Genomic DNA, 12,581 nt, shown 5'->3' with positions numbered 1-12,581 from the left:
AGCCCGGGCGACGTGGCTCCGCTACAATGACGCCTTCCCGAATCTTTCATCCAAGGCATCGTCCGGCATCATGCAATCCGTCGATTTCGATCTGATCATCTGTGGTGGCGGCCCGGTCGGCCAGAGCGTGGCCGGTCTGCTGGCACGTCGCCAGCGACCCGCGGCGCGCATCGCCGTAATCGACATGAAGACGCCCGAGCAGGCCGCCGCCGACCCACGCACCATCGCGCTTTCCTATGGCAGCCGCCAGATCCTGGAAGAACTGGGCGCCTGGGACGACATCGGCCGCAGCGCCACCGCCATCGAACAGATCCACGTCTCGCGCCGTGGCCATTTCGGCCGCACATTACTGGACCGCAAGGACTACGACCTGCCAGCGCTGGGCTATGTGGCCCGCTACGGGGAAGTCAACCGGGCGCTGGCGACCGCCATCGCGCCATTGGGATTGACGCTGATGCGACCGGCCGAGGCGCAGGACATCAGCGAAGAGGACGAACACGTTGCCGTCACCCTCAAGGACGGCCAGGTGCTGCGCGCTGCACTGGTGATCCAGGCCGAGGGCGGCGTCTTTGGTGAGCAGCAACAAAAGACCCTGCAGCGTGACTACCAGCAACTGGGCGTGATCGCCCATGTGCATGCCGACCAGCCCGTCGCGCACCGCGCCTTCGAGCGCTTCACCGATGAAGGCCCGCTGGCGCTGCTGCCGCAGGACGATGGCTATGCCCTGGTCTGGTGTGTCCGTCCGGCCACCGGCGAACAGCTGCTGGCGCTGGAGGACACCGCCTTCCTGGCTGCCCTGCAGCGGACCTTCGGCGAGCGGCTCGGGCGCTTCACCCGCATCAGCCCGCGCCACGCCTTCCCGCTGGGCCTGAACGCCCGCCCCGGCCAGGGCCGGCGTGTCGTGGCCATCGGCAATGCCGCGCAGACGCTGCATCCCGTCGCCGGCCAGGGCCTGAATCTTGGCCTGCGCGACGCCCGTGTACTGGCCGATGTGCTGGCCCGTGACCTCACGCCGCAAGCGCTGCAGGCCTTCGACCGCCAACGTGACCAGGACCGGGGCCTGACCATCCGCTTGACCGACCTGATGGCGCGCATCTTCGCTGGCTCGCCCCAGGGCTCGCCACTGCAGGCCGCGCTGGGCCTGTCGCTGGGGGCCATCGACCTGCTGCCGGGTGCGCGCGCCCTGCTGGCCGGGCAGATGATGTTCGGTCGTCGCTGATGTGAATAAAGCTGCATGCGCGCGGTAGCAGTCCGTCGCGCATGCGGTCAGGAAATGCGACAATGCTGACTCGCGGCGCCAGCCGCCCCACCTAGCAGACACGCATTTGCCATGAAACAAGACCCGCGCTTCAAGAACCTCTTCATCCTCGACCATCCGCTGATCCAGCACAAGCTGTCGCACATGCGCGACAAGCACACCTCCACGCGTACCTTCCGCGACCTGCTGCGCGAAATCACGCTGCTGATGGGTTACGAAATCACGCGTGATCTGCCGCTGACCACCGAGACCATCGAGACCCCGCTGGTCACCTACGAGGCGCCGGTGATCGCCGGCAAGAAGCTGGCCGTGGTGCCGGTGCTGCGCGCTGGCGTGGGCATGAGCGATGGCCTGCTGGAACTGATTCCTTCAGCCCGCGTGGGCCATATCGGCGTCTACCGTGACGAGAACCACCTGCCGGTGGAATACCTGGTGCGCCTGCCTGACCTGCAGGACCGCATCATGATCCTGTGCGACCCCATGGTGGCCACCGGCAACTCCGCCGTCTATGCCGTCGATGCGCTGAAGAAGCGCGGCGTGCCGGCTTCGCACATCATCTTCGTGGCACTGGTCGCCGCCCCGGAAGGCGTGCAGGTCTTTGCTGATGCACACCCTGACGTGAAGCTCTATGTCGCCTCGCTGGATTCTCACCTGGACGAGGACGCCTACATCGTCCCGGGCCTGGGCGATGCAGGGGATCGTATCTTCGGCACCAAGTGAGCATAAAAACGGCCCGCGCTGCAGTTCGTGCAAACGCGGGCCGATTCATCTGAACGGCCGCATGCTGCGGCCCCTCTTGCTTCGCTGGATTACTTGACGGCAGCGCCGCTGGCTGGTGCGGAGGTGCTGGCGGTCACCGGAGCCGATGCCTGGGCCGGCTGCACTGGCGTTGCAGGCACCGCCTTGTTCTGCTCAGTGCTGACCCTCTTGTCGACCACAGCCGACTCGCCCATCTTCACCGGCAACTGACTGGGGTAATCATATCCATTGCCACGAGAGTGGTCGACGATGGCGCCAATGCCACCGCCGAAGATGATGTTGCCCCACATTGAACCGGCAGCCCGCGATATTGCCTTGAGCAAACCGTCTGGAGTTTCGTTGCGCTTGCAGACCACGTCCAGGTCTTCGTTGGATTTGCGAACCTGCACGTTGGCAGGAGAGGTCGCGGTCCAGGAGCCTTTGTCGTTGCTGAGGATGCAGGCGGCTTCCACCGGCTTGTCCTGGTAGACGGTCGTTACCGACACGGTTTGTGTATCGCTTTGCGTAATGGTTGAGCAGCCGGAAACCAACACGACGCAGAGCGTCGTGAACGTCATTCTCATCATGGATTTTCCCCTTGGATTTTTGATCTATTCAGTCTTGCCGTACTGCCGGGCCGGAACGGTGATCGGCGGCATGCGCCCCTGAAATTGAGCATGCTAATACGGCTTGCAAATTGTACAAGATGTACTTTAGTGCAAGCCGTCGGAAGATCAAAAAATTCGCGGGGATGTTTATGCCATCGATCAGTCCACCGCCTTGACCATATCCTCGATGACCTTCTTGGCGTCGCCAAAGACCATCATGGTCTTGTCCATGTAGAACAGCTCGTTGTCCAGCCCGGCGTACCCGGCGGCCATGGAGCGCTTGTTCACGATTACGGTCTTGGCCTTGTAGGCTTCCAGGATGGGCATGCCGGCAATCGGCGACTTCGGGTCCTTGGCGGCCGGGTTGACCACGTCGTTGGCCCCCAGCACCAGTACCACATCGGCCTGGGCAAATTCGCTGTTGATGTCTTCCATCTCGAAGACCTGGTCGTAGGGTACTTCGGCCTCGGCCAGCAGCACGTTCATGTGACCGGGCATGCGACCGGCTACCGGGTGGATCGCATACTTCACGGTCACGCCGTTGTGGGTGAGCTTTTCGGTCAATTCCTTCAGGGCATGCTGGGCGCGCGCCACTGCCAGGCCGTAGCCGGGCACGATGATGACGGTCTCGGCATTGCCCATCAGGAAGGCCGCATCATCGGCCGAACCGGACTTGACATTGCGCTGCTGCTGCGCGCCGCCACCGGCGGCGGCGGCCTCACCGCCAAAGCCGCCCAGGATCACGTTGAAGAAGGAGCGGTTCATCGCCTTGCACATGATGTAGGACAGGATCGCGCCGGACGAGCCGACCAGCGAACCGGCGATGATGAGCATGGAATTGTTCAGCGAAAAGCCGATGCCGGCTGCCGCCCAGCCGGAATAGCTGTTGAGCATCGAGACCACCACCGGCATGTCGGCGCCACCGATGGGGATGATGATCAGCACGCCCAGGGCGAAGGCGATGGCGGCCATGATGATGAAGGGCAGCCAGTTCTGCGTGAGGACGAAGATGATGCCGAAGCCGATCATCGCCACCGCCAGCAGCAGGTTCAGGAAGTGCTGGCCGGAGAAGTTGACCGGGGCGCCCTGGAACAGGCGGAACTTGTATTTGCCCGAGAGCTTGCCGAAGGCGATCACCGAGCCGGAGAAGGTGATGGCACCGACGAAGGTACCGATGAAGAGCTCCACACGGTTGCCCACCGGGATGGCTTGCCCATGGCCGGAAATGCCCAGCGCCCAGGGTTCGGCCACGGCCGCCACCGCGATGCAGACCGCCGCCAGGCCGATCAGCGAGTGCATCGCCGCCACCAGTTCGGGCATCTTGGTCATCTCGACGCTGCGCGCCAGGTAGGCGCCGATACCGCCGCCCACGATCACGCCGGCCGCCACCAGCAGGTAGCCGATGTCACCGGAGGCATTGCCGCCCTCGCTCTTGAGCTTCACGATCAGCGCCAGGGTGGTCAGTACCGCGATGAGCATGCCGGCGATACCGAAGCTGTTGCCGCGTCGTGCCGTGGCCGGGTGCGACAGGCCTTTGAGCGCCTGGATGAAGCAGATCGATGCGATCAGGTACAACAGGGTCACCACATTCATGCTCATGCTTGTTCTCCCGACTTGGCCTTGGGCTCTTTCTTCTTGAACATTTCCAGCATGCGCTGGGTCACCATGAAGCCGCCGAACACGTTGACCGCCGCCAGCGCCACGGCCAGCGTGCCGGCAATGCGGCCCACCGTGCCTTCGGTCAGGCCGGCGGCCAGCATGGCGCCGATGATGATGATGGCCGAGATGGCATTGGTCACCGCCATGAGCGGTGTGTGCAAGGCGGGAGTGACGGTCCAGACCACGTGGTAGCCGACATAGATGGCCAGCACGAAGATGATCAGGTTGATGATGGTGTGGCTGACTTCCATGTTGTTCCTCCTTGTGGCACGACCGGCCGAAGCGGCTGGCCGTGCGGATTATTGGTGAGGGGTCAGATCGCTTTGAGGCTGGTGATGCGGTTCTTGTCGTCCACGAAGACGACCTTGGGCTTGTAGGTGGCGACTTCTTCATCGCTCATCGGCGCATAGGTGCAGATGATCAGCAGGTCACCCAGATGCGCCAGGCGGGCAGCTGCGCCATTGAGCGAAATCTCGCCGCTGCCGCGCTTGCCGCGGATGGCATAGGTGGAGAAGCGCTCGCCGTTGTTGACGTTGTAGAGCTCGATCTTCTCGAACTCGCGGATGTCGGCCGCTTCCAGCAGGTCTTCGTCGATTCCGCAGGAGCCTTCGTAGTTCAGGTCACACTGGGTGACCGAGGCGCGATGGATCTTCGCGCGCAGCATGATGCGTTGCATGTACTTCTTCCTTCTTTGTTTCCGTGGGTGATGATTTGCGGCTAAAGGGCCGGGATTGCCCGGGTTTTCCGCCGCCCCGGGCCGGCAGATTCATTTGCGCAGGATTTCGCCGCCCTGGCAGAGCAGCGTGGCCGCAACGATGTCGTCTTCCCGGTTGATGACCAGCTTGCCCTCGGCGTCGATGATCAGCTTCAGGAAGTCCAGCACGTTGCGGGCATACAGGGCCGAGGCATCGGCCGCCACCAGGGCCGCCAGGTTGCCTTCGCCGATGATGTGCACACCGTGCTTGACGACGGTCTTGCCGGGTTCCGACAAGAGGCAGTTGCCCCCCTGGTCGACCGCCATGTCCAGGATCACCGAACCGGGCTTCATGGCCTTGACGGTCTCTTCGCTGATGAGCACCGGTGCCTTGCGGCCGGGGATCAGGGCGGTCGTGATGATGATGTCAGCCTGTCTGGCGCGCTCATGCACCAGTTCTGCCTGGCGCTTCATCCAGTCCGGCGGCATGGGACGGGCATAGCCGCCCACGCCCTGGGCGATTTCCTTCTCTTCGTCGGTCAGGAAGGGAACATCCAGGAATTTGGCGCCGAGCGACTCGATCTGCTCCTTCACGGCCGGACGTACATCAGAAGCCTCGATCACCGCACCCAGGCGCTTGGCGGTGGCAATGGCCTGCAGGCCGGCCACGCCGGCGCCCATGATCAACATGCGGGCGGCCTTGACGGTGCCGGCGGCAGTCATGAGCATGGGCATGAAGCGCTGGTAGGTGTTGGCCGCCATCAGTACGGCCTTGTAGCCGGCGATGTTGGCCTGCGAAGACAGCACGTCCATGGATTGTGCCCGCGTGGTACGCGGCGCGGCCTCCAGGGCGAAGGCCGTGAGCCCGGCGGCTGCCATGGCGGCGATGTTGTCGGCATCGAAGGGGTTGAGCATGCCAACGATCACCGTGCCTGGCGTGATGCGGGCCCGCTCGCTCTGGCTGGGCGCCCGCACCTTGAGCAGGATTTCGGCGCTGTAGACCGCCTCGGCACTGCCGATGCTGGCGCCAACGGCGACATAGGCCTCGTCAGGAATGCTGGACTTGATCCCGGCCCCGGATTCGACCATCACCTCGTGCCTGGCGGCCACCAGTTTCTTGACGGTTTCGGGGGTGGCGGCGACACGGGTTTCTCCGTCCCGGCTTTCGGCGGGGATCGCTATCCTCATTCCTGGCTCCTTTTTTTGTGGATTCTTGCCCCAATCTTACACGACTGCCCTTGCCGGCCAAGTAATTTACCGATCCATGAGAACCGCCGCAGCCGCTTGTGTGGCGAGGGCTGGCGCTGAAGAGTCGGCCCCGACAGGGTAGAATGCCGGATTCACGAGGTCATCAATGTCTGAAGTCTGGAAACCCTCTGTCACCGTCGCCGCCGTCATCGAGCGTGACGGCCGCTTCCTGATGGTGGAAGAACATAGCGCCGGCGGGCTGCGCATCAACCAGCCGGCCGGGCACCTGGAACCGGGCGAGTCGCTCATCGCGGCCGCGGTGCGCGAGGCGCTGGAAGAATCGGCCCACGTGTTCAGCCCTACCGCTCTGGTCGGCACCTACCTGTCGCGCAACGTGTCGTCCTCCCGCGGCGGGATGTCGGTTACGTACCTGCGCTTCGCCTTTGCCGGGACGGTCGGCGATGCACTCGATCGACCGCTGGATGAAGGCATCGTGCGCGCCCTCTGGATGACACGCGACGAACTGGCGGCCTGTGCCCAGCGCCACCGCAGCCCGCTGGTACTGCGCTGCGTGGACGACTACCTGCGCGGCCAGCGGGCACCGCTGGAGCTGGTGCATACCGATCCCAGCGCGATCGGGGACCTGCCGGATCATTGAGCGACAGCAGCGCTGCCTGTCGCATAGAACGGAAACAACATGAGCAAGAAAAGAGTAGTCATCGGCATGTCGGGCGGCGTGGATTCGTCGGTTTCGGCATGGCTGCTGAAGGAGCAGGGTTATGAAGTCATCGGCCTGTTCATGAAGAACTGGGAAGATGACGACGATTCGGAATACTGCTCCACCCGCGAAGACTGGATCGACGCGGTCAGCGTGGCCGATGTGGTCGGGGTGGACATCGAGGCGGTCAACTTCGCCTCCGAATACAAGGACCGCGTCTTCGCCGAATTCCTGCGCGAATACCAGGCGGGACGCACACCCAATCCGGACGTGCTGTGCAATGCCGAGATCAAGTTCAAGGCCTTCCTGGACCATGCCATGAAGCTGGGCGCCGATCTGATCGCCACCGGCCACTATGCGCGCGTACGCCAGGGTCCGCAGGGCGACTTTCAGCTGCTCAAGGCGATGGACGCCAGCAAGGACCAGAGCTACTTCCTGCATCGCCTGAACCAGGAGCAGCTCTCGCGCACCGTCTTCCCGCTGGGGGAGATCCACAAGACCGAAGTGCGCAAGATCGCCGAGCAACTGCAACTGCCCAATGCGAAAAAGAAGGATTCGACCGGTATCTGCTTCATCGGCGAGCGGCCCTTCCGCGAATTTCTCAACCGTTACCTTTCCTACAAGCCGGGGCCGATCAAGACCGCCGATGGCCAGACGGTGGGCGAGCATGTGGGCCTGTCGTTCTATACGCTGGGCCAGCGCAAGGGCATCGGCATCGGCGGCCTGAAGGCGCACCAGAATGCTGACGGCCATGGCGACGCCTGGTACGTGGCGCGCAAGGATGTGGACAACAACACCCTCTACATCGTGCAAGGCCATGACCACCCCTGGCTGCTGTCGCCCACGCTCTCGGCCGGCCAGGTCAGCTGGGTCGCTGGTCACGCGCCGCAACTGCCGGCGCTGTCGGCCAAGACGCGCTATCGCCAGGCTGACGTCCCCTGTGGCTTCAGCGACGCCGGTGCCAGCTTCTCGCTGGCCTTCGACAATGCCCAGTGGGCCGTCACGCCGGGGCAATCCGCCGTGTTGTACGACGGCGACGTCTGCCTGGGTGGCGGCATCATCGAAACCGGCGCATTGCCCGACTAGACATTCCTGTAGTTCAACATTCTGACGCCCCGACGGTGATTTCACCTCGGGGTGTTTTCTTTTGGGCAACATCTCGGCGATGGGTGGCCTTGAACTGTCAGCCTGATGGCTCCAGATGATAAAAATTATCAATCACACCGATAAAAGGGCTTGCAATCCGGCCGCAAATGGCAAATAATCTAAATAAGAATTGTTCGCATTTAATAGGAGGTGATTGTAATGAGCCAACTGAACGACAACAGCATGGAACGTCGCAACAAGCCGGGCACGACCGCCAACGGAACTCCGATCACCCGCATCAAGAGCACGGACCTGTTCCGTCAGATGCGCGAACTGGAGATCGATCATGGCGGTCGCATCTACAAGCTGCGACTGACGCAATTGAACAAGCTGATCCTGACGGCCTGATCCGGTCGTCTTCAGGAGAAGGTGGATAAACAGGCCAGCCAGCGTCGTTCGTCATGACGCGTCGCCAGCCAAGCTAGCCCAGCGAGGAGAGTTTGATGGTTACCGAGAACATGACGTCCGCATTTGTGGAACCCAACAACGCACCGGCCCAACCTGAACTTCTGGTGTCCGCCGTGTTGCATCTGATGTCGCACTACACCGCCAACAACAGCCAGGAAACGCAAAGCTGCGTGAAGCTGGCCTCGGTGATCGAAAGACACCTGAAAGCGCTGGCGGAATTGCCCAACCTGGCGCCGGTACTGCGGGCGACCTGCCAGCAGTTGTCGGAACAATGGGCGCATGTGGTGGAACGGACGATGCCCCCGCCGGAAAAATTCAATTTCTTCTCGCGCATGGTTGCAGGAGCGAGATCTGCATAGAGCCTGATGAAGCAGGCAGCAAGGCGTACAATGATCGTATGTGTTTGTAACAACATCTCCGAAGGCAAGATCCATCAGGCGGTCGATGCAGGCATGACGTCCATGGCCGAGTTGCGCAAGCAGCTCGGCGTGGGTACTTGCTGCGGCAAGTGCCATTCCTGCGCCAAGAATGTCCTGCGCGAGTGTCTCAGCAATACCCGACAAACACAGCAGGGCGCCCGTCCGGTGGTATTCCATCCCGCCTTCGCGGCCGCCTGAACAAGATCAATGAACGCCATTTCACCGTCTCTCATGAGTGTCAGCCCACCCAGCGCCCTGTTGCGCCAGGCACGCAAGATCGGCCCGCTGGGCCTGATCATCCTGTTGCACATCGCTTTCTTCTGGGCGCTGCAAAGCGGCCTGGTCAAGCAGGCCGTCAATGCCGTCCCCAAGGAAGTCATCGCCACCTTCATCGTGCCGGAAAAGGCCCCTGAACCGGCACCTCCCAAGGCCGAGCCGGCCCCGCCCAAGCAGGTGAAGATCGTCAAGAAGGTAGTGGCGCCGCCCAAGCCGATCCCGGTGACGGAAACGCCAACCCCGACCAGCATCACCGCACCACCGCAACCGCCGCAGCCGGCCACGCCTGCGCCTCAGGCAGCCGCCGAGCCGACCCCGGCACCGGCCGCACCACCGGGTCCGGTCCTGCCCAAGCAGATCACGTCCGGCATCGAATACATCGAGAAACCGAATCCGAGCTACCCCAGCGTCTCGCGCCGCATGGGTGAAGAAGGCGTGGTCGAGTTCCGCGTCACCGTCAACACCAGCGGCCGCGCGGAAAAGGTGGAGATCACCAAGTCCTCAGGCTATTCCCGCCTGGACGATGCAGCGCGTACGGCCATCATGCGTGCCGTGTTCAAGCCCTACATCGAGAATGGCAAGGCCATCACCGTCAGCACGGTCGGCAGCCTGGCTTTCCGCCTGAACTGAGACCGCTGAGTCCGGACCACGCAGCACTGGACAGCATCGACAGCATTTTGCCGGGCCTGGCCCGGCATCGTATCCGTTTCATCATCCCCTCATCTGATAGACACAAATAGAAGGAAATATCATGGAAGTTAGTCCCTACGGATTGGAAAGCCTCTGGGCGCAAGGCGATTTCGTGACCAAGGGCGTCGCCGTCCTGTTGCTGGCGATGTCGATCGCATCGTGGTACGTGATCATCACCAAGGCACTGCAGCTGCTGCGTTTCCGCAAGGCCTCGGCGGCCGCTGGCCACCAGTTCTGGGATACCACCAGCCTGCCTGAAGGCGTGGCCACCCTGGGTCAGGAAAATCCCTTCGCCGATGTCGCCCGCGCCGGTGTCACCGCGATGAGCCACCACACCGCCCACAAGGGCCACCTGCATGACCAGCTGTCGGTGAGCGACTGGGTCACCCTGTCGCTGCGCCAGGCCATCGACGAAGCCTCCGGCAAGCTGCAAACCGGCATGGCGGTACTGGCTTCGGTGGGCTCCACCGCGCCCTTCGTGGGCCTGTTCGGCACCGTCTGGGGCATCTATCACGCACTGGTGTCCATCGGCACCACCGGCCAGGCCAGCATCGACAAGGTCGCAGGCCCCGTGGGCGAAGCGCTGATCATGACCGCACTCGGCCTGGCCGTGGCCATTCCCGCCACCTTTGGCTACAACGCCCTGGTACGCGGCAACAAGACCACCATCGCCAAGCTCAACAAGTTCGGCTTCGACCTGCATGCCCTGTTCGTCACCGGCGCACGCGCCGCCGATGAAGACGGCCAGCCCAATGGTGGCAAGGCCAAGCTGACCGCCGTCGGGAGGGCATGATGGCAATGGGTTCCCTGTCCGATTCGGACGACGACTTCAATCCGGAGATCAACACCACCCCGCTGGTGGACGTGATGCTGGTGCTGCTGATCATCTTCATCATCACCATCCCGGTGATGAACCACGCGGTCAAGATCGACCTGCCCAAGGCCAGCAGCCAGCCCGACCAGGTCAAGCCGGAAAGCATCAACCTGTCCATCGACGCGACCGGCAACGTCTTCTGGAACGAAGAAAAGATCGACAGCAGCGAACTGGGTGCGCGCATTGCCGTGGCGGCCCAGAAGCAACCGCAGCCCGAACTGCACCTGCGCGCCGAGCGCACCACCCAGTACGAAAAGGTGGCGCAGGTCATGGCGGCAGCACAATCGGGCGGCCTCGCCAAGATCGGGTTCGTGACGGATCCCGAGAAGAAATAAGCCGCGAAACAAGCCGCGACGCGACCACCTGCCGGTCGCCCGATGCCCATCCCAAGGGATGGCCGGAAAAACCTCCCTCGCCCGCCGACGGAGGTTTTTTTGTTTTCATTCACTCGCAGCAACAAAGGCAAGAATGATTCGCGCTAATTAATGATGAAGATTGGAAACGGCTGCGCTATGATCCGTCCGTCAACGCCGTGGCCAGGCAGCCATCCGCCCCCCAGCAAACGCGGCTCCCCCTTCAATCCCCCATTTTTTCGAGGTGCCCATGAAAGGCGATCCCGCAGTCATCAAGTTGCTCAATGCCCAGCTGACCAACGAACTTACCGCCATCAACCAGTATTTCCTGCATGCCCGCATGTACAAGCACTGGGGTCTGGACAAGATCGGCGCCAAGGAATACGCCGAATCCATCGGCGAAATGAAGCATGCCGACAAGCTGATCGACCGTATCCTGATGCTGGACGGCCTGCCCAACCTGCAGGCACTGCACAAGCTGATGATTGGTGAAAACACCAAGGAAATGATCGAATGCGACCTGAAGCTGGAACAGGCCGCCCACAAGACCGTCAAGGAAGGCATCGCCACCTGCGAACAGCATGGCGACTATGTCTCCCGTGAACTGTTCCAGATGATCCTGGACGACACCGAAGAACACATCGACTGGCTGGAAACCCAGCTGGACCTGATCGACAAGGTCGGCATCCAGAATTACCTGCAAAGTCAGATGTCGCCTGCCAGCGAATAAAGCTGCGCTGCCCAGGCAGACAAACAAAAAGCGCGCTCGGTTGAGCGCGCTTTTTTGTTGACCTTGTTTGAGGACCTTGTCCCCTACAGCAGGGACAGCCTCAGAGGTGCGGCACCGTATCCTTGAACGACACCCGCTCCGACACCTTGTCGAACAGGCGCGCCAGTTGCGGATAGTCATCGCGCCAGGCCTGATCCGGGAAGCGGAAGCTCAGCCAGCCCAGTGCACAGCAGACCGCCACATCGGCCAGGGTGTAATGATTGCCCACGCAGAAAGGCTTTTCGCCCAGACCGTCGGCCATTGCCTTGAGCGAGGCCTCGACCTTGCTCCACTGACGCTTGATCCATTCCGGGCTCTGCTGCTTGGTCGGCCGCATGGTCTTTTCCAGGCGCACCAGCACGGCGGCATCCAGCATGCCGTCCGCCAGCGCTTCCCAGCACTTGATCTCGGCGCGTTCGCGACCATTGGGGGGCAGCAGCTTGCCTACCGGGGTCAGGGTATCGAGATACTCGACGATCACGCGGGAGTCGAACATGGCGCCACCGTCATCCATCAGCAGGCAAGGCACCTTGCCCAGCGGATTGTTTTCTTGGATGGTGGTCGATGCGCTCCAGACATCTTCCAGGATGAATTCGTAATCGATCTTTTTTTCAGCCATCACGACGCGCACCTTGCGCACGAAGGGACTGGCATTGGAGCCGATGAGTTTTAGCATAGCAAGTGGAGTAATGATCTGAGTCGATTATAACATTCGCATTTCTTGGCAAAATCGTGAAGAGTAATGCCAGGGACGGAAAGCAACGGTCGGCCAACAACGCGTGC

Annotated in this window: 17 protein-coding genes; 11 read left to right on the top strand and 6 right to left on the bottom strand. The window is 62.1% G+C overall.

Translation table 11 applies throughout. The features are described 5' to 3' along the window. Positions 1–70: 70 nt before the first annotated feature. Positions 71–1,219 carry an FAD-dependent monooxygenase gene (locus tag HWE04_RS01855; protein ID WP_241811314.1) on the top strand — a complete coding sequence of 383 codons (1,149 nt, stop codon included), beginning with the start codon at positions 71–73 and terminating at the stop codon, positions 1,217–1,219. 111 nt (positions 1,220–1,330) lie between these two features. Then, positions 1,331–1,978, top strand: a complete 648-nt coding sequence (upp, locus tag HWE04_RS01850) for a uracil phosphoribosyltransferase (RefSeq protein WP_241811313.1) — start codon at positions 1,331–1,333, stop codon at positions 1,976–1,978. A gap of 89 nt (positions 1,979–2,067) precedes the next feature. Here the strand turns inward: upp and HWE04_RS01845 are convergent, their stop codons facing one another. The 5 genes from HWE04_RS01845 to HWE04_RS01825 all read right to left on the bottom strand — a co-directional run bounded on the left by HWE04_RS01845 (position 2,068) and on the right by HWE04_RS01825 (position 6,145). After that, complete coding sequence (locus tag HWE04_RS01845; RefSeq protein ID WP_241811312.1) at positions 2,068–2,583, bottom strand: hypothetical protein; 516 nt, start codon at positions 2,581–2,583, stop codon at positions 2,068–2,070. 180 nt (positions 2,584–2,763) lie between these two features. Further along, positions 2,764–4,203 (bottom strand): NAD(P)(+) transhydrogenase (Re/Si-specific) subunit beta, encoded by a 1,440-nt coding sequence (locus HWE04_RS01840; protein ID WP_241811311.1) that lies wholly within the window; start codon positions 4,201–4,203, stop codon positions 2,764–2,766. Next, positions 4,200–4,514 carry an NAD(P) transhydrogenase subunit alpha gene (locus HWE04_RS01835; protein ID WP_006461707.1) on the bottom strand — a complete coding sequence of 105 codons (315 nt, stop codon included), beginning with the start codon at positions 4,512–4,514 and terminating at the stop codon, positions 4,200–4,202. The genes HWE04_RS01840 and HWE04_RS01835 overlap by 4 nt, the downstream gene beginning before the upstream one ends. 62 nt (positions 4,515–4,576) lie before the next feature. After that, complete coding sequence (panD, locus tag HWE04_RS01830) at positions 4,577–4,939, bottom strand: aspartate 1-decarboxylase (protein WP_006461708.1); 363 nt, start codon at positions 4,937–4,939, stop codon at positions 4,577–4,579. Between the two features lie 90 nt (positions 4,940–5,029). Continuing rightward, positions 5,030–6,145, bottom strand: a complete 1,116-nt coding sequence (locus HWE04_RS01825) for a Re/Si-specific NAD(P)(+) transhydrogenase subunit alpha (protein ID WP_241811310.1) — start codon at positions 6,143–6,145, stop codon at positions 5,030–5,032. A gap of 166 nt (positions 6,146–6,311) precedes the next feature. Between HWE04_RS01825 and HWE04_RS01820 the strand changes: the two genes are divergently transcribed. From HWE04_RS01820 to bfr, 9 genes are all read left to right on the top strand, one after another. Then, on the top strand, positions 6,312–6,803 hold the full coding sequence (locus HWE04_RS01820) for an NUDIX hydrolase (protein ID WP_234295480.1): 492 nt from the start codon (positions 6,312–6,314) through the stop codon (positions 6,801–6,803). Between the two features lie 39 nt (positions 6,804–6,842). Next, positions 6,843–7,949: a tRNA 2-thiouridine(34) synthase MnmA gene (mnmA, locus tag HWE04_RS01815; protein ID WP_039874133.1), complete on the top strand. Its 1,107-nt coding sequence runs from the start codon at positions 6,843–6,845 to the stop codon at positions 7,947–7,949. A gap of 219 nt (positions 7,950–8,168) precedes the next feature. Continuing rightward, a complete protein-coding gene (hemP, locus tag HWE04_RS01810; protein WP_006461712.1) occupies positions 8,169–8,357 on the top strand; it encodes a hemin uptake protein HemP in 189 nt (62 codons plus the stop codon). A gap of 95 nt (positions 8,358–8,452) precedes the next feature. Then, entirely contained in the window at positions 8,453–8,776 is a 324-nt protein-coding gene (locus HWE04_RS01805; RefSeq protein ID WP_006461713.1) for a hypothetical protein, read from the top strand. Between the two features lie 30 nt (positions 8,777–8,806). Beyond that, complete coding sequence (locus tag HWE04_RS01800) at positions 8,807–9,034, top strand: (2Fe-2S)-binding protein (protein ID WP_006461714.1); 228 nt, start codon at positions 8,807–8,809, stop codon at positions 9,032–9,034. Positions 9,035–9,043: 9 nt separating this feature from the next. Then, on the top strand, positions 9,044–9,742 hold the full coding sequence (locus HWE04_RS01795) for an energy transducer TonB (protein ID WP_241811309.1): 699 nt from the start codon (positions 9,044–9,046) through the stop codon (positions 9,740–9,742). 121 nt (positions 9,743–9,863) lie between these two features. Further along, positions 9,864–10,595 carry a MotA/TolQ/ExbB proton channel family protein gene (locus HWE04_RS01790; protein ID WP_039874140.1) on the top strand — a complete coding sequence of 244 codons (732 nt, stop codon included), beginning with the start codon at positions 9,864–9,866 and terminating at the stop codon, positions 10,593–10,595. Next, positions 10,595–11,011 (top strand): ExbD/TolR family protein, encoded by a 417-nt coding sequence (locus HWE04_RS01785; RefSeq protein WP_006461717.1) that lies wholly within the window; start codon positions 10,595–10,597, stop codon positions 11,009–11,011. Before HWE04_RS01790 ends, HWE04_RS01785 begins: the two co-directional genes overlap by 1 nt. A gap of 268 nt (positions 11,012–11,279) precedes the next feature. After that, positions 11,280–11,759, top strand: a complete 480-nt coding sequence (gene bfr, locus HWE04_RS01780) for a bacterioferritin (RefSeq protein WP_006461718.1) — start codon at positions 11,280–11,282, stop codon at positions 11,757–11,759. A gap of 100 nt (positions 11,760–11,859) precedes the next feature. Here bfr and HWE04_RS01775 read toward each other — a convergent pair whose 3' ends face one another. Continuing rightward, complete coding sequence (locus HWE04_RS01775) at positions 11,860–12,474, bottom strand: glutathione S-transferase family protein (RefSeq protein ID WP_241811308.1); 615 nt, start codon at positions 12,472–12,474, stop codon at positions 11,860–11,862. Positions 12,475–12,581: the final 107 nt, after the last annotated feature.

Source organism: Herbaspirillum sp. C7C2, from assembly GCF_022627865.1.
Taxonomy (GTDB): Bacteria; Pseudomonadota; Gammaproteobacteria; order Burkholderiales; family Burkholderiaceae_D; genus Herbaspirillum; species Herbaspirillum frisingense.
Note: the sequence above shows the minus strand (reverse complement) of the source record. Positions and strands in the feature narration are given on the sequence as shown.